The sequence below is a fragment of the Streptomyces sp. NPDC041968 genome (genome assembly GCF_055589025.1).
On record NZ_JBVJCB010000001.1, the window covers coordinates 346,738 to 362,680 of the forward strand.

Annotated in this window: 14 protein-coding genes; 5 read left to right on the top strand and 9 right to left on the bottom strand. The window is 74.5% G+C overall.

Translation table 11 applies throughout. The annotated features are described in order from the left end of the window. The first annotated feature begins 66 nt into the window (after positions 1–66). Entirely contained in the window at positions 67–2,457 is a 2,391-nt protein-coding gene (locus ACZ6EG_RS01590) for a transglutaminase TgpA family protein (RefSeq protein WP_469600661.1), read from the top strand. 196 nt (positions 2,458–2,653) lie between these two features. Here ACZ6EG_RS01590 and ACZ6EG_RS01595 read toward each other — a convergent pair whose 3' ends face one another. From ACZ6EG_RS01595 to ACZ6EG_RS01605, 3 genes are all read right to left on the bottom strand, one after another. Next, the gene (locus ACZ6EG_RS01595) at positions 2,654–3,055 is read right to left on the bottom strand and encodes a spore wall synthesis complex protein (protein ID WP_053129412.1); all 402 of its coding nucleotides are present in this window, start codon (positions 3,053–3,055) and stop codon (positions 2,654–2,656) included. 277 nt (positions 3,056–3,332) lie between these two features. Continuing rightward, complete coding sequence (locus ACZ6EG_RS01600; RefSeq protein ID WP_391967662.1) at positions 3,333–4,160, bottom strand: methyltransferase; 828 nt, start codon at positions 4,158–4,160, stop codon at positions 3,333–3,335. 242 nt (positions 4,161–4,402) lie between these two features. Further along, a complete protein-coding gene (locus tag ACZ6EG_RS01605) occupies positions 4,403–4,918 on the bottom strand; it encodes an SAV_6107 family HEPN domain-containing protein (protein WP_356610567.1) in 516 nt (171 codons plus the stop codon). A 198-nt stretch (positions 4,919–5,116) separates the two neighbouring features. Between ACZ6EG_RS01605 and ACZ6EG_RS01610 the strand changes: the two genes are divergently transcribed. The 4 genes from ACZ6EG_RS01610 (at position 5,117) to ACZ6EG_RS01625 (ending at position 10,730) form a co-directional block, all read left to right on the top strand. Further along, positions 5,117–5,989 (top strand): ATP-binding cassette domain-containing protein, encoded by an 873-nt coding sequence (locus ACZ6EG_RS01610; RefSeq protein WP_469600665.1) that lies wholly within the window; start codon positions 5,117–5,119, stop codon positions 5,987–5,989. Then, entirely contained in the window at positions 5,961–8,045 is a 2,085-nt protein-coding gene (locus tag ACZ6EG_RS01615; protein WP_469600667.1) for a YhgE/Pip family protein, read from the top strand. Before ACZ6EG_RS01610 ends, ACZ6EG_RS01615 begins: the two co-directional genes overlap by 29 nt. A 55-nt stretch (positions 8,046–8,100) precedes the next feature. Next, a complete protein-coding gene (locus tag ACZ6EG_RS01620) occupies positions 8,101–8,730 on the top strand; it encodes a TetR/AcrR family transcriptional regulator (protein WP_391967665.1) in 630 nt (209 codons plus the stop codon). Positions 8,731–9,209: 479 nt separating this feature from the next. Next, positions 9,210–10,730 (top strand): phytoene desaturase family protein, encoded by a 1,521-nt coding sequence (locus ACZ6EG_RS01625; protein ID WP_391967666.1) that lies wholly within the window; start codon positions 9,210–9,212, stop codon positions 10,728–10,730. Between the two features lie 36 nt (positions 10,731–10,766). Here the strand turns inward: ACZ6EG_RS01625 and ACZ6EG_RS01630 are convergent, their stop codons facing one another. From ACZ6EG_RS01630 to ACZ6EG_RS01655, 6 genes are all read right to left on the bottom strand, one after another. Then, positions 10,767–11,741, bottom strand: coding sequence for an SCO2102 family sporulation regulator (locus ACZ6EG_RS01630; protein ID WP_391967667.1), 975 nt, complete (start codon positions 11,739–11,741; stop codon positions 10,767–10,769). Between the two features lie 56 nt (positions 11,742–11,797). Further along, positions 11,798–12,721, bottom strand: coding sequence for a methylenetetrahydrofolate reductase [NAD(P)H] (gene metF / locus ACZ6EG_RS01635; protein WP_469600672.1), 924 nt, complete (start codon positions 12,719–12,721; stop codon positions 11,798–11,800). 130 nt (positions 12,722–12,851) lie between these two features. After that, the gene (thiE, locus tag ACZ6EG_RS01640; RefSeq protein ID WP_469600675.1) at positions 12,852–13,511 is read right to left on the bottom strand and encodes a thiamine phosphate synthase; all 660 of its coding nucleotides are present in this window, start codon (positions 13,509–13,511) and stop codon (positions 12,852–12,854) included. A gap of 269 nt (positions 13,512–13,780) precedes the next feature. Beyond that, complete coding sequence (locus ACZ6EG_RS01645) at positions 13,781–14,146, bottom strand: Rv2175c family DNA-binding protein (RefSeq protein ID WP_383650115.1); 366 nt, start codon at positions 14,144–14,146, stop codon at positions 13,781–13,783. A 99-nt stretch (positions 14,147–14,245) separates the two neighbouring features. Next, positions 14,246–15,517 carry an NAD(P)/FAD-dependent oxidoreductase gene (locus ACZ6EG_RS01650; RefSeq protein WP_391967670.1) on the bottom strand — a complete coding sequence of 424 codons (1,272 nt, stop codon included), beginning with the start codon at positions 15,515–15,517 and terminating at the stop codon, positions 14,246–14,248. A gap of 32 nt (positions 15,518–15,549) precedes the next feature. Continuing rightward, complete coding sequence (locus ACZ6EG_RS01655; RefSeq protein WP_391967671.1) at positions 15,550–15,900, bottom strand: avidin-fold protein; 351 nt, start codon at positions 15,898–15,900, stop codon at positions 15,550–15,552. Between the last annotated feature and the right edge of the window lie 43 nt (positions 15,901–15,943).

The window sequence follows — 15,943 nt, forward strand, 5'->3', positions numbered from 1 at the left end:
GCAGCGGGGACGGGGACGTCCGGGGCGCGCCGGTCCCGGGACGGCCGGCGGCGGGGAGGGTGCGCGATGAGCGGGCGGGCCCGGTTGGCCCTGTGCGCGTGGGCGGCCACCCTGATGACGGCGTGCGCGATGCTGCCGCTGGTCGATCCGGCCACCTGGATCCTTCAGGCCGCGTTCCTCCTGGCGGTCCAGTCCGGGGTGGGCGCGGCGGCGCGCCGGGTGCCGCTGGCCCGGCCGCTGACCGTCGCCGCGCAGGCCCTGGTCACTCTGCTGCTCCTGACGCTGGTCTTCGCCCGGCAGCAGGCGCTCGCCGGGCTGCTGCCCGGCCCGCAGGCCTTCCAGCGCTTCGCCGACCTGCTGCGACAGGGCGGCGACGACATCGCCCGGTACGCGATCCCGGCGCCGCTGGAGTCGGACGGCATCCGGCTGATGCTGGTCGGCGGTGTCCTGGTGATCGGGCTGCTGGTGGACACCCTCGCGGTGACCTTCCGCAGCGCCGCCCCGGCGGGCCTGCCGCTGCTCGCGCTGTACTCGGTGGCCGCGGGGCTGTCCGAGGGCGGCACGGACTGGCTGTGGTTCCTGATCGCGGCGGCCGGCTATCTGATGCTGCTGCTGGCCGAGGGGCGCGACCGGCTCTCGCAGTGGGGCCGGGTCTTCGGCGGCGCGCCGCGTACGCCGGGCGGGGAGCCGAGAGGCGCGGTGGCTCCGGTCCGCACGGGGCGGCGCATCGGCGCCTTCGCGCTGGGCATCGCGCTGGTGGTGCCGCTCGCCCTGCCCGCGATGGACGGCGGTCTGCTGGACAGCGCCGGGACGGGGGCCGGTGACGGCACCGGCGGCGGGGGCACGATCTCCGCGGTGAACCCTCTGGTCTCCCTGCGTGACAGTCTCAACGTGGACGAGAACCGGCAGGTCCTCTCCGTCGACACCGACTCGAACGACATAGCCAACCTGTACCTGCGCATCGTGTCCCTGGACGACTTCGACGGGACCACGTGGAAGCCGTCCAAGCGGCACATCACCGGCGTACCGGAGGGTTCCTTCCCGACGCCGGTCGGCCTCGGCCCCGACATCGAGCGGACGGAGACCCGGGCCACCATCTCGGCCGCGGACTGGTACGCGCAGGACTGGCTGCCGATGCCGTACCCGCCGAGCGGCGTCCGGGTCGCCGGCAACTGGCGCTACGAGCCCGTCGGCATGACGCTGGTCGGCGACCACGGCCAGAACACACGCGGGCTGACGTACGAGGTGCGGGGCCTGAACGTGCAGCCGACGGCGGAGCAGCTCGCCGCGGCACCGCAGCCGCCGGGAGCGCTGACGCGGGAGTACACCGAGCTGCCGGACTCCTTGCCCGAGGTGGTCTCCCGGACCGCCCGGGAGGTCACGGCCGACGCGGCGAACCCCTACGAGCAGGCGGTCAAGCTCCAGGAGTACTTCGCGGTCAACGGCGGTTTCGAGTACGACACCCAGGTCAAGGTCGGCAGCGGTTCGGAGGCGATAGCCCGCTTCCTGAGGGACAAGCAGGGCTTCTGCGTCCACTTCTCCTTCGCCATGGCCGCGATGGCCCGGTCCCTGGGCATCCCGGCCAGGGTCGCGGTCGGCTTCGCCCCGGGCTCCCCGCAGGCGGACGGCTCGGTCTCGGTGGGCCTGCGGGACGCGCACGCCTGGCCCGAGGTGTACTTCGAGGGCGTGGGCTGGACCCGCTTCGAGCCCACGCCGACCCGGGGCTCGACGCCCTCGTACACCCTGACGGACACGCCGGACAGCTCGGTGCCGGACCCCGCCCTGCCGTCCCGGAACGCGGAGACGGAGCCGTCGGCGGCGCCGTCGGTGAGCGAGTCCTGCTCGGCCCAGGACAAGAAGCTGGAGGCCTGCGCGAGCGAGTCCGCGGCGGCGGCGCCGGTTACGGGCGGGAACGGACCGAAGTGGTACGCGGTGCTGGCCTGGGTGCTGGCCGGGCTCGCGGTGCTGCTGGTCCCGCTCGCACCGATGCTGTGGCGGTTGCGCACCCGCTCGGCGCGGCTGGGGGCGCACGGCCGCGGCGAGGCGGACGCGGGGCCGCACACCCTGGCGGTCTGGCAGGAGCTGACCGACACCGCCTGGGATGTCGGGATCCTGCCGCAGGAGTCGCAGACCCCGCGCAGGGCGGCGGCCCGCATCGTCCGGATCGGACAACTCGACCCGGCGGCCGCGGCGTCGGTGCACCGGGTGGCGGACGCCGTGGAGCAGGCTCTCTACGCGCCGCGCCCGCGCCTGACGGCGGGCCTCGCGGAGGATGTGCGCCGGGCGGAGGCCGGCCTGCGGGCCGGGGTCGGCCGGGGCACTCGGCTGCGCGCACGGTTCGCCCCGCGTTCGACCGTGCGGGTGGTCTGGGCGGCGTCGGCGTGGTGGGCGGCCTCGAAACGGCGGGTCGGGGCGGCCCGGCCGACGCTGCGCAGGGCGCGGGGGCAGCAGGGCTGAGACGGCGGCCCGTGCGGTGCGGTGGAGCGCCGGGCGGGCCGCGACGGAGCGGGGGGCGCGCTGCGGCGCGGCCCCCGCCTCCTCGAGCTGGTGCGGAGGCGACTCCCGTTCACTGCACGGACATGTGTGAGGGGGTGGGCCACCGATCGGTGGCCCACCCCCTCATCAGGATGTCCTGGTGAACGGACGGCTGGAGCTACTGGCCGCCCTGCTGCTCGTCCCGGCGGCGCTGCCAGCGCTCGTCGATGCGGTCCATCATGGAGCGTTTTTGGCGCCCCTGACGGCGTGTCTGTGGTCCGGCACCGGCGGCGGGCTGCTCACCCGGCTTCGGTGCCTTGCGCCAGCCGGTCACGGCGAGGACCGCGCAGCCCAGCATGACGAGGAAACCCACCACGCTGAGCCAGACCTGCTGGGCGACCATACCGGCCATGAGGAGCGCAATACCTACGAGGAAGCCCGCGACCGCCTGGTAGACCCGTCGCCGGGTGTACGTACGCAGCCCGCTTCCCTCGAGCGCTGTCGCGAACTTGGGATCTTCGGCGTACAGCGCTCGCTCCATCTGCTCGAGCATGCGCTGCTCGTGCTCCGAGAGCGGCACGGAGTCCTCCTCATCGTGCAGTCGCCGGGGCGACCCGGGGGGTCCCTTCAGGATAGGCAGGGATTCGCCCCCGTGAAACCCGCCCCATTACGCCAATTGGCCAACCGGTCTCCGTCATGGCCGTGCCGGCTCGCTGAAGTCTCCATTCCCCAGCGGCCGACCCGTCATGCCGGGCGGTCTCCCTCGATCATACGGCGACTGGCCCCCGTTCGGGGGGCCTGTGGCGTACTCCATCTGCAGCCGCGGCCCTGATCAGCGGCTTACCTCACGGGGTTGCTCAGGTCTCCTGAGTCCCTCGGGTCTCACCGAGCACATGCAGCTGTGTGGCCACAGAATGGAAGGCGGCGAGTTCGGCCGCCGCGGCCTCCAGCTTCAGCAGGGCGTCCATGGCACCGGGCTCGGTGTCCACCAGCACCCCGGGGACGAGGTCGGCGAAGACCCGCACGCCGTGCACGGCGCCGATCCGCAGCCCCGCGGCCTCGACCAGTCCGGTGAGCTGTTCGGCGGTGAACCGGCGGGGCACGGGGTCACCCGAGCCCCAGCGGCCGTTCGGGTCGCCGAGGGCCTGCCGGGCCTCCGCGAAGTGCCCGGCGAGGGCGCGCGCGAGCACGGCACCGCCCAGCCCGGCGGCGAGCAGGCTGAGGACGCCCTCGGGGCGCAGGGCGGCGACGGCGTTGCGGACGCCCTCGGCGGGGTCGTCCACGTACTCGAGGACGCCGTGGCACAGCACCACGTCGTAGCCGCCGCGCTCGGCCACGTCGAAGAGGCCGTGGGCGTCCCCCTGCACGCCCCGCACCCGGTCGGCGACGCCGGCCTCGGCGGCCCGGCGCTCCAGCGCGAACAGGGCGTTGGGGCTCGGGTCGACGACGGTGACGCGGTGGCCGAGGCGGGCCACCGGCACCGCGAAGTTGCCGCTGCCGCCACCGGTGTCCAGGACGTCCAGCGCCTGGCGTCCCGTGGCCTTGACCCGGCGGTCGAGGGCGTCCTGGAGGACGTCCCAGACCACGGCGGTGCGCAGGGCGGCGCGGGAACGTGCGGGCTCGGAGCGCGGCGACGCCGTGGGCGGGCGGTGGGGGGAGACGGGCGGGCGCATCGGGTCCGACACGGCAGTTGACTCCTCGGCGCGGCACCGCCTCGGGCACGGGCGGAGCGAACGGGCTGCCGCCCCGGCCCGGTGCGGGAAGGGGCAGGCTTCAGGCTCCTCCCACCCTATTGCCTCCGGTGCGCCGACCGATCACCCCGTGCCACCGCCCCACGCCCGCTCACCCGCGCCCCCCCATCCGGTCGCCCGGCGCTCACTCGGCCGCTCACCCGGCACCCCAGGACGCCCACCGCCCGCCCCCGGCGCTACCCCGCGTCGGGCCGGGGCTGCGGGAGGACCGGCTGGAGGACCAGCATCCGCTCCACCAGGCGCAGGAACATCGCCACGTCGCGTATCAGGTCGTCGGCGTCCCGGCTGCCCGCCGCGCCCTGGATGCCCGCCTCGGCCCGGGCCCGGCGCCCGGCGCCCGAGGCGAACAGCGCGCTCCAGTCGGAGAGCTCGGGCGCGATCTCGGGGAGCACCTCCCAGGCGCTGCGGATGCGGGCCCGGGCCCGCGGGGTGGTCTCCGGGCGGCCCCGTGCGGCGAGCACCGCGGCGGCGGTGCGCAGGGCGGCGAGATGGGCCGTCGCGTAGCGCTCGTTCGGCGTTTCGAGGACGGTGGCCTCCTCCAGACCGGCCCGCGCCTGCGCGAGCAGGTCGAGGGCGGCGGGCGGGGCGGTCGTCCGGCGCAGCACGGGGTGCACGTCGCTCGCCGGACCGGTCAGTGAGGGTGCAGGGCCGGCTGCGCGGCGCCGGGCGGCGGCTGCGGACGAGTGGGCCATGACGATCCTCCTGTCGTCTTCGTGACGGCACGCGCTGTGAGAGGTGCCGTATGTGCCCATCGTGAGGTATGCCACTGACAATCCGTTCTGACCAGGGCTTTTGCCCCGACCGTAGGTTCGGGTTAGCTTTTGCACTGACCAGTCAGTTCAAACACTCTCCCGGGCGCCGGTCCGGAAGGGGTCAAGGGGTGAGGCGGCGTGGACGGTCCGCTCGGGCTCGCGGTGACGGCCCGCGGCTTCGGACTCAGGGGGCCACGCGGTTGGGCGTTCCGGGGGGTCCGCGTCGACGCGGAGCCCGGCTCGCTCATCGCGGTGGCGGGACCGTCGGGCTCGGGCCGCACCTGCCTGCTGCTCGCGCTGACGGGCCGGATGCGGCCGACGGAGGGGACGGCGACCGTGGGCGGCCTGCGACTGCCCCGGCGGATGTCCGCCCTGCGCCGGGTCAGCGCCCTGGCCCACGTGCCGGGTGTCACGGACCTCGACCCGGCCCTGACCGTCGCCGAGCACCTGCGGGAGCGCGCGCTGCTGCAACGCCGTTTCGGCGACTCGGTGCGCGGCCTGCTGCGCCCGCGCGGGGAGCGGACGGCGCGGGAGCGGCTGCGGGTCGACGAGGCGTTGACCGCGGCCGGACTGGACCCGCGGACGCTGCCCAAGGGGCTGCGGACCGCCGTACGGGATCTGGAGCGCACGGAGGCGCTGCGGCTGTCGGTCGCGCTGGCGATGATCGGCCGCCCCCGGTTGCTCGGGGTCGACGACGCCGATCTCAAGCTGTCGGCCGCCGAGCGGGCCGGGATCTGGTCCCTGCTCGCCTCGGTCGCCGCGTCCGGCACGACCGTCCTGGCGGTGTGCGGCGAGCCGCCCGAGGGAGCGGTGACCGTCTCCACCCGGCCCGAGGACCTGGAGCCCGCGGGCCCGAAGCCCGAGGACCCCGAGCCCGAGGCGTCCCCCGGGGAGGACCCGGCGGACGACGGGACGGGCACCCGGGCGACCACCGGCGCACGGCGCGGCAAGGACGCCGAGGACGGGACGGAGGAGGCCGCCGATGCGCTCGCCGAGACTGGCCGCCCTTGAGCTCAGGCGCTTCGGGCGCGGGCGTCTGCCGCGGGCCGCCCTGGTCGCGCTGCTGTTGCTGCCGCTGCTCTACGGCGCCCTGTACCTGTGGTCGTTCTGGGACCCGTACGGGCGTCTGGACCGCATCCCCGTGGCGTTGGTGAACGACGACCGGGGGGCGACCTCGCACGGCGAGAGGCTCACGGCGGGCGACGACATCACCGAGGGGCTGCGCGAGAGCGAGGTCTTCGACTGGCACGAGGTGAGCGCCGCCGAGGCCCGACGCGGCGTCGAGAACGGCACGTACTACCTGTCGCTGACCATGCCCGCGGACCTCAGCCGCCGCATCGCCTCCAGCGGGGGCGACTCGCCGGAGACCGGCGCACTGCGGGTGCGCACGAACGACGCGAACAACTACATCGTCGGGCAGATCTCGCGGACCGTGTTCGGCGAGGTGCGCGAGGCGGCGTCGGGCAAGGCGTCGCGGTCGTTCCTGGACCGTATCTTCATCTCCTTCTCCGACATCCACGGCGAGACCGTGGAGGCGGCCAAGGGCGCCGACGAGCTGGAGGGCGGCATCGGGAAGGCGGAGAAGGGCTCCAAGGACCTGGCCGACGGCCTCAAGGACGCCGAGGACGGCAGCGGCAGGCTGTCCAAGGGCCTGCGGAAGCTCGACACCGGGGCCGGTGACCTGGAGAAGGGTTCGCGGCAGGTCGCGGACGGCACCCAGAAGCTCGCCGACCAGGTCAACGACGCCGCCGGACGGGTGGGGCCCTTCCTGGAGGACAACGAGCGGACCATCGGCGAGACGGCCCAGTTCGTCGCCGACTCCTCCGGCACGATCCGCGAGGACCTGGACGCCCTGGTGGACGAGGCCCCCGCGGCCGCGAAGGACGCCCGCGCGGAGTCCGACGCGCTGGCCGCGGTGTACCGGACGCGGTGTGCGGACCCCGCGCCGCCCGACGCGGCCTGCCCGGACCTGGAGAAGGCCCGGGACGCCGCGGCGGCCGTGGCGACCGTCGCCGACGACGTCAGCGGCCTGGTCACCGACCACGAGGAACAGCTGAAGACGCTCGACGAGCACCTGGCCGACCTCCAGAAGCAGGCGAAGGCCCTCGCCGAACGGGCACCGAACCTCTCCGAGGACCTCGACGACGCCGTCAAGAAGGTCAACGACCTGAACACGGGCGCCGGCAAGGTCGCCGCCGGTGCCAAGAAGATCCACAAGGGTCTCGGCACGGCCAAGACCGGTGCGAAGGACCTCGACGAGGGGGTGGGCGCGCTCCGGGTCGGTGCCGACGACCTGAACGGCGGCATGTTCAAGCTGGTCGACGGTTCCGGGAAGCTCGCCGGCGGGCTGCACGACGGCGCCGAGAAGATACCCGACTACGACGAGCACGAGCGCGACCGGCGCACCGCCGTGATGGCGGACCCGGTCCGGCTCACCTCCGAGTCCCTCCACCAGGCACCGAACTACGGCACCGGTTTCGCCCCGTACTTCATTCCGCTGTCCCTGTGGGTGGGCGCCATGGTGGCGTACATGCTGATCCCGCCGCTGAACCGGCGGGCGCTCGCCGCGGGGTCGTCGGCCTGGCGGATCGCGCTGGCGGGCTGGCTGCCGGTGGTGGCGCTCGGGGTCCTGCAGACGACGGCCCTGATGGCGGTGCTGCACTGGGCGGTCGGCCTGCAGATGGTCCGGGCGGCCGGGACGGTGGGCTTCCTGTTCCTGGTGACGGCGTGCTTCGCGGCGATCGTGCAGTGGCTGAACGCCCGCTTCGGGGCGGCGGGCCGCATCCTGGTGCTCGCGCTGCTGATGCTCCAGCTGACGTCCGCGGGCGGCACGTACCCCGTCCAGACCAGTCCGGGCTTCTTCAACGCGATCCACCCCTTCCTGCCGATGAGCCACGTCGTCGAGGCGCTCAGGAGGCTCATCACGGGCGGCGGGCTGGAACCGGTGTGGCACGCGAGCGTGGTGCTCGCCGCGTTCACCGCGGCGGCGCTCGCGCTGACCGCGCTGTCGGCCCGCCGCCGGCAGGTGTGGACGCTCGACCGGCTGCACCCGGAGCTGACCCTGTGAACGCCCCGGGCCCTGCGGTGACGCCCCCGAGGGCGGTGCTGTGACAATCGGGACCATGGAAAGCAGCAGCGCCACCTCGCAGGGCAGCAGCCGGCGCGAGGCCACCCGGCAGAAGCTCTACGAGGCGGCCGTGACCCTCATCGCCGAGCAGGGCTTCTCCGCCACCACGGTGGACGAGATCGCCGAACGCGCGGGGGTCGCGAAGGGCACGGTCTACTACAACTTCGCCAGCAAGTCCGTCCTCTTCGAGGAGCTGCTGCGCCATGGTGTCGGGCTCCTCACCGCGTCGCTGCGCGAGGCCGCGGAGCGGGCGGCGCGCGAGGGCCGCGGCCGGGTGGACGCCCTGGACGCGATGATCCGCGCGGGGCTCGCCTTCATCGACCGCTACCCGGCCTTCACCCAGCTCTACGTGGCCGAGCTGTGGCGTACCAACCGGGCCTGGCAGTCGACGCTGCTGGTGGTGCGGCAGGAGGCCGTCGCGGTGGTGGAGGGGGTGCTGCGCGAGGGCGTGGCGAGCGGGGAGTTCAGCGAGGAGATCGACGTGCCGCTGACCGCCGCCGCGCTGGTCGGCATGGTGCTGGTGGCCGCGCTGGACTGGAAGTCGTTCCAGCCCGAGCGCTCCCTCGACGACGTGCACGCGGCCCTGTCCCGGCTGCTCCAGGGGCGCGTGAGCGGCCGCCCCTGAGGCACCGGGCCGCGCCCGCGCACGAAGAACGCCGGTCCGTGGTGGCCGCGTCCCCCGCGGGCCACCGTCGGACCGGCGCCTTCTCCCCCGTACGTCCCCCGGCGGTACGACCGTCCCAGGTCGTGCCCGCGGGCTCCCCCGTGCCTCGCTCCCGCCGACCACGGCCGACGGAAGGAGCGGATCGTGGGCCCGGCTCCGTTCCGGCGCCCCGTGTCGCCGGTCCGCGGCCGTGCCCCTCTCCGTGCCTCCACTCTCTCGTTCTCGCAGGTCGGGGCCCATCCGCGCGCGTACTCATCTGACGGACTAGGTAGCCGTACTCAGGGGTGCGCACCCCGGCCCACGGCGGCGTGCCGTCGACCGGTCACGCGCGCGCCCGTCCCGGTACTCAGGCTCCGGTCCGCCGCCGGCCGTTCCCGCAGGTGGACGGGGTGCCCTCCCCTGGAGCGGGACGGTCGGCGGCGGCGGATAAAGTCCCTGCCATGGCACGGATTGCGGTGATCGGCGCCGGGATGGGCGCGATGGCGGCCGCCGCCCGGCTGGCCGTCGCGGGCCACCGGGTGGTGGTGTACGAGCGGACGACGACGTACGGCGGGGCCCTGCGCCGTTTCGAGCGGGACGGGTTCTCCTTCGACACCGGTCCCGGTCTGCTGCCGTTGCCGGCGGTCTGGCGCGATCTGTTCGTCAAGACCGGCAAGGAGCCGCTGGAGTCCTGTGTCGAGCTGGTCCAGGTCGACCCCTCGTCACGGCACGTGTTCGCGGACGGCACGGAGCTCTCGCTGCCGAACGCTTCGCGGGCCGGCGTGGTCGCCGCCCTGGACGCGGCGCTCGGTGAGGACACCGGGCAGCGCTGGGGCGACTTCCTGGTGCGGGCCCGGGAGACCTGGGACCGCACCCGCCGCCCCCTCCTGGAGGAGCCCCTGTGGCCGAACTGGGAGGTGCTGGCCGCGCGTGAGCCCTACCCGGCGGTCCCGCACAGGCGCCTGCTGCGCACCCGCCGGGCCGGCACCCTCGCCGAGGTCGGCGCCTGGGAGCTGCGCGACCCGCGGCTCGCCGCCCTCCTGGAGAGCCACGCGCTGGCGTACGGCCTCGACCCCCGCACCGCCCCGGCGAACGCCGCGGTACTGCCGTACATGGAGTACGCCTTCGGGACGTGGTACGTGCGCGGCGGCGGTCTGCGGGAGCTGGCGCGGGCGGTGTACGAGCGGTGCCTGGCCCGCCGGGTCGAGTTCCGCTTCGAGGCCGAGGTCGCGGGGGTCGTCGTGAAGGACGGCCGGGCGGCCGGCGTCGAGCTGGCCGACGGTGCCGTGCACGAGGCCGAGTTCGTGGTCGCCGGGGTGGCGCCGGACGTGCTGGGCCGCCTCTGCGGGGACGCGGAGGTGCGGGGCGACGGCGAGGTGGCGCCGCAGCGCGGTGCGGCGAGCCGGCTGACGGTGCTGCTGGCGCTGCGGGGCGGCCGTCCGGAGGGGGCGGCGCACCGGACGGTGGTGCATTCCCCGGACCGCGCGGCCGAGTTGGACTGTCTGTTCGGGGCGACGCCCGGCATGGCCGCGCGGCCGACGGTGACGGTGCTCCGGCCCGACGACGCGGCCCTGGTCCCGGACGCGGAGCACGAGGCTCTCACGCTCACCGCGGTGGTGCCCGCCCTGGGCGGCGACTCGGACCGGGCGGCGACAGAGGTGTTCGACCTACAGGCCGAGCGGCTGATCGACGTGGCCGAGCGGGCGGTGCCCGGCCTGCGCGACCGTCTGCTGTGGCACGAGGTGCGTACCCCGGCCGGGGTCGCGGCGGCCACCGGCGTGGCCGACGGCGCGATCCCGGTGCCGGCGCTGGCGGGGGCGGAGGGACGTCTGCTGCACCCGGCGAACGGCACGCGCACGCAGGGACTGTTCACGGTCGGGGGCTGGTCGCATCCCGGTGGGGGCCTCCCGCACGCGGGCATGTCGGGCGCGCTGGTCGCCGGACTCGTCGTGGAGGGACCGGCGTTCCAGGGCTCCCGGTGAGCGGCCCAGGGCAGGTCACCGGGCGACCGGAGGCGGTCAGTAGCGGTACTGCTCGTCGTAGCCCTGGCCCTGCGTCTGACCGTTGCCCTGGTGCGGGTAGGTCTGCTCGGGCGGGAGCTCACCGCCGTAGGGGTCGTCGGTGCTGCGCTGCTGCGGCACCCAGACGCCGCCGGCCGGGGTCTCCCCGCCGTAACCGCCGGGCGTCCCGGTGGCGTACGGGTCCTGCCCGTAGCCCTGCTGGCCGTACTGCTGGCCGCCCGCCGTGTCGTAACCGCCCGTGTCGTAGGAGGCCCCGCCGTAGGTGTGGGTGCCGATGTACGGGTCGGAGTAGGCGGCGTACTGCTGCTGGCCGCCGGTGTCGTACCCGTAGCCCTGCTGGCCGTAGCCGGAGTAGTCGTAGGCGTAGGCCTGGTCGGCGCCCTGGGCGGCCGGTGCCTGCTGGTCGTGGCCGTAGCCGGTGTCGGCGTACACGCCGTAGGACCCGGTGTCGTCCGGCATGGGCTGCGGCTCGTAGACGGCGGTGGTCTCGGCGGCCGTGGGGTCGACGGGGCGGGCCGGGGTGAAGACGTCGTCGCGGTCGTAGTCGTCGTGGCCGTAGGGGAGGCCGCCCTGGCCCGGTCCCTGGGCCTGCGCGAGTCCGTCGTCGTAGGCGTCCCGGCCGTCCTGGCCGCTCCCGGCCGCTTCGAGGCCGGAGACCTCCAACGTCGGCTTCTGGCGGCCCCGTTCGGGACGGCCGCGCCGGGCGGCGAGGCCCGCCGGGGCGTTGACCGCCCACCCGGCCTCGAAACCGCGGCGGAACGACAGCGTGACGTAGGTCTGGCCGACCGCGAAGGCGGCCGCGCCCAGCCCGATGACGATGACGTTCGACATCAGCACACCGGCCACGACACCGAGGAAGCCGCCGAAGGCGAGCAGCCGCCAGCGCAGCCGCGCCTTGTACTGCAGCAGCACCTCGCCGAGCAGCCACAGTGCGACGATGCCGAACGCGATGTAGAGGACCGCCCAGCCCATGTACGCCCCTCTCCCAGTGGCCGCTACGCAGTGTGTCGCAAGTATGTGCGGCCGGTCTAGGCCCGCGGTGAGTGGTGCAGGCCCAGGTTCTCGTAGATTTCCAGGGTCGCCGTGGAGTTGTTCAGCGTGATGAAGTGCAGTCCGGGCACACCCTCGGCCAGCAGCCGCGCGCAGAACTCCGTGGCGAACTCGATACCGATGGAGCGTACAGCGGCCGGATCGTCCTTGGCTGCGAGGATCCGCTCTTCCAGCTCGGCCGGGAACGAGGCGTTGCTGAGCTTCGGCAACCTCTCCAGCATCTTCACACTGGTCACCGGCATCACCTCGGGGATGACCGGGGTCTCGCAGCCGGCCGCGGTGACCCGGTCGCGCAGGCGCAGGTAGGACTCCGGCTGGAAGAACATCTGCGTGATCGCGTAGTCGGCGCCGGCCCGGCACTTGTCGACGAAGCGCGCGACGTCCGTGTCCCAGTCGGCGGAGCGCGGGTGCATCTCCGGGAAGGCGGCGACGCCGACGCAGAAGTCGCCCGACTCCTTGATGAGTTCGACGAGTTCGGCGGCGTAGGTCAGGCCCTCGGGGTGCGCGATCCAGTCGCCCATGGGGTCCCCGGGCGGATCGCCGCGCACGGCCAGCATGTTGCGGATCCCGGCGTCGGCGTACTGGCCGATGATGTTGCGCAGCTCGGCGATGGAGTGGTCGACCGCGGTGAGGTGGGCGACGGGGGTCAGCGTCGTGTCGGCGACGATCTGCTGGGTCTCCTTGACCGTGCCGGCGCGCGTGGAACCGCCGGCGCCGTAGGTCACGGAGACGAAGTCCGGGGCGACCGCCTCCACCCGCCGCAGCGCGCTCCACAGGTTCTTCTCGCCCTTGGGCGTCTTCGGTGCCGAGAACTCGAACGAGCAGGTCGTCTTGCCGGTGGCCAGGATGTCGCGCACGGTGCGTGCGCGATCAGTCCTGGTGGATGCGGTTCCGAGGGCCATACGGGCAGGTTAGTCAGGGGGCGGCGGTCACCCAACCGGATGCGGGGTATTTGTCCGCATTGTCGATTTGTTGTCCACCCCTTGGACACATGCCTCCGGCATCCGCCTCACTACACCTCGCTACGCATCGCTACGCCTGGCGCAGCCGCTTCGCGAAGTCGGCCGCCGCCGCGCCCGGGTCGTCGGCGCCGGTGATCGCGCGGACCACGACGACGCGCCGGGCACCGGCCTCCAGGACCTCGTCGAGATTGCCGAGGTCGATGCCGCCGATGGCGAACCAGGGGCGGTCGGTGCCCAGGGACGCCGTGTACCGCACCAGGTCGAGACCGGGCGCGTGCCGGCCGGGCTTGGTGGGGGTCGGCCAGCACGGGCCGGTGCAGAAGTAGTCCACGCCGTCCTGGACGGCGGCAGCGGCGGCCTCGGAGTCGGCGTGGGTGGAACGGCCGACGAGGACGTCGTCACCGAGGATCGCGCGGGCGGCGGGCACCGGGAGGTCGCCCTGGCCGAGGTGCAGCACGTCGGCGCGGGCGGCGTGGGCGACGTCCGCCCGGTCGTTGACCGCGAGGAGCTTGCCGTGGCGGGCGCAGGCGTCGGCGAAGACCTCGAGGTGCTCCAGTTCCTCCGCCGCCTCCATGCCCTTGTCGCGCAGCTGCACGATGTCGACGCCGCCGACCAGCACCGCGTCCAGGAACTCGGGCAGGTCGCCCTGGCCGCGGCGGGCGTCCGTGCAGAGGTAGAGCCGGGCGTCGGCGAGCCGGGCGCGGGTGGTGCTGGCGTCTGATGCGGGCATGCGGGTTCCCCCAGGTCGGTGGCGCGGGCCCGCGGGGGGCGCACGGCCTCGGTTGACGGGCCTCGGCGGCCACGGTGCGGGTGTCTCGTCACCCCGTCCGGCCCGTCGGGCGGACACGGCCGGCGGCCCGGGGCCGGTACAGCCCGGCACCGAGGGCTCGGGCCCCGGCGAGGGCCGCGGGCACGCGGAAGGCGGCGCCGCCGCCCCTGGGCCGGGGCGGCGGGCCGGACCGTACCGCACCCGGGTGCCGGGCGCGAGGACGGGTCAGGTCAGACGGCGAGCGCCTGGGCGCGGCGCTTCACCTCCGTGCCGCGATTCTCGCTCAGCGCCTGGGCGGGGGTACCGGGCAGGGACGGGTCCGGCGTGAAGAGCCACTCCAGCATCTCCTCGGCCGTGAAGCCGTCGTCCCGCAGCAGTGTCAGGGTCCCGACCAGGCCCTTGACCACCTTGTCCTCGTCGATGAAGGCCGCCGGGATGTGCAGCGCGCGGTTCTCGCCGCGGCGGACGGCGATGAGCTGGCCTTCCCTGATCAGCTGGCGTACGCGGGTCACCTCGACGCCGAGCATCTCGGCGATGTCGGGGACGGTGAGCCAGGCAGGCACGAGCGCGTCGGTCTTTGCGTCAATCTCGGTCACGTCCACAAGCCTGCCATCCGGCGCTGACAGTGGGAAACCGGACCCGTCCGTCACGGCATCCGGGCCGGGGGCGGAAGACCTCGGAAGAATACGGAAGGGCTAGGCCGTCGCCGCCTTGAGCGGTCTCGCCGGGTCGGTCAGCAACCGCGGGTCCATCCTCGTGCCCGACTGGACCAGGCGTCTGCCCTGCGCCAGGTCCCGGGGGCGGCCGACCGCCAGCAGGGCGACCAGGCGGTCCTCGCGCAGCCAGCAGACCGACCAGGCGGGCCCCGCGGGGTCACCGCGCCAGAGGGTGGCGTCGGCGGCCGTGTGGTGGCCGGCGTACTGGACGAAGCGCCCGAACTGCTCGGACCAGAAGTACGGCACGGGGTCGTAGGCCTCGGGGGCCTCGCCGGCGGGGGCGCCGACGATGGCGGCGGCGACCGTGCGCGGGCCCTGGAGGGCGTTGTCCCAGTGGTGCACCAGCAGCCGCTCCCCGTAGCGGGCGGAGGGGAAGGACGCGCAGTCGCCGACCGCGTAGACGTCCGGTGCGGAGGTGCGCAGGCGGTCGTCGGCCGGCACGTCGCCGTGCTCGCCGAGGTCGATCCCCGAGCCGGCGAGCCACGCGGTGGCGGGCCGGGCGCCGATGCCGACGACGACCGCGCCGGCGGGCAGCCGGGAGCCGTCGTCGAGGACCACGTGCCCCGGCCCCCCGTCCGCGGCGGGCTCGACGCGCTCCACGCGCGCGTGCGTGCGCAGTACGGCGCCGGCTTCGGCGTACCAGGCGGCCATCGGCGCGGCGACCTCGGCGGGCAGCGCGCCGGCGAGGGGCCGGTCGGCGGCCTCCACGACGGTCACCGCGCAGCCCGCCTCCCGCGCGGCGGTGGCGAACTCCGCGCCGATCCAGCCGGCGCCCACGACCACGATGTCGTGCTGCCGGGCCAGCACCGGGCGCAGCCGTTCGGCGTCGTCCAGGGTGCGCAGCAGGTGCACGCCGGGCACGCCCTCGGCACCGGGGAGCCGGACCGGTTCGGCGCCGGTCGCGAGGACCAGGGCGTCGTAGGGCACGGGTCCGGCGGAGGTGTCCAGGAGGTGGGCGCCGGGGCGGACGCCCAGGGCCTCGCAGCCGAGCCGCAGGGTGATGTCGAGCGCCTCGAAGTCGACGTCGAAGGCGGAGCCCTCGGCGGTGCCGAGCAGGACGGCCTTGGACAGCGGGGGCCGGTCGTACGGCTGGTGCGGCTCGGCTCCGATCAGGGTCACGGTGCCGGTGAAACCCTGCTCCCGCAGGGCGACGGCGGTCTGCACGCCCGCCATGCCCGCGCCCACGACGACCACACGGCGCTCCGCGTCCGCCGCCCGTTCCCGGGTCTGCTCCTGCGTCTGCTCGCTCACCTGATCACCTTAGACACCTGACGTTCTGTCAGTCAGTGCTCGTGCGGAGTGACCTGCTCCACAACGCTCGTCCCGCTGCCCGGCCGCGACTCCCACTCCCAGGTCTCCTCCAGGCGCACCCGGCCGTCCGGCAGCTCGACGACGGTCGAGACGCAGTGTCCCGAGGACGTGCCGCCGTCGGTCCCGAGCTGCACGTACCGGAAGTCGAGCCGGTCGCCCTCCCGGGTGCCCACCAGGCGACCGAGGACCACGTCGCCGCCCTCGTACTCGGCCCACACGGCGCCGTCCCGCTCGTGGTAGCCGAACCGGGTGCGCGTGCCCACCTGGCCGGGCGCCTGGTCGGCGACCGGGGCGAGGACGAGACCGTCGAGTGAACGCGCCATGGGCACGGGCTCCCTTACACGTGTGATGGGCCGCGGGCTAGGG

Bases quoted from the DNA above. Each gene is read 5' to 3' on its own strand.
- ACZ6EG_RS01630 (WP_391967667.1), bottom strand. From the start codon at position 11,741: ATGGGCTGGGCGGTCCTCTACATCGCGTTCGGCATCGTCGCACTGTGG.
- ACZ6EG_RS01605 (WP_356610567.1), bottom strand. From the start codon at position 4,918: ATGGCCCACTCGTCCGCAGCCGCCGCCCGGCGCCGCGCAGCCGGCCCT.
- metF (WP_469600672.1), bottom strand. From the start codon at position 12,721: ATGGCCCTCGGAACCGCATCCACCAGGACTGATCGCGCACGCACCGTG.
- ACZ6EG_RS01590 (WP_469600661.1), top strand. From the start codon at position 67: ATGAGCGGGCGGGCCCGGTTGGCCCTGTGCGCGTGGGCGGCCACCCTG.
- ACZ6EG_RS01620 (WP_391967665.1), top strand. From the start codon at position 8,101: ATGGAAAGCAGCAGCGCCACCTCGCAGGGCAGCAGCCGGCGCGAGGCC.
- ACZ6EG_RS01615 (WP_469600667.1), top strand. From the start codon at position 5,961: ATGCGCTCGCCGAGACTGGCCGCCCTTGAGCTCAGGCGCTTCGGGCGC.
- ACZ6EG_RS01655 (WP_391967671.1), bottom strand. From the start codon at position 15,900: ATGGCGCGTTCACTCGACGGTCTCGTCCTCGCCCCGGTCGCCGACCAG.
- ACZ6EG_RS01625 (WP_391967666.1), top strand. From the start codon at position 9,210: ATGGCACGGATTGCGGTGATCGGCGCCGGGATGGGCGCGATGGCGGCC.
- thiE (WP_469600675.1), bottom strand. From the start codon at position 13,511: ATGCCCGCATCAGACGCCAGCACCACCCGCGCCCGGCTCGCCGACGCC.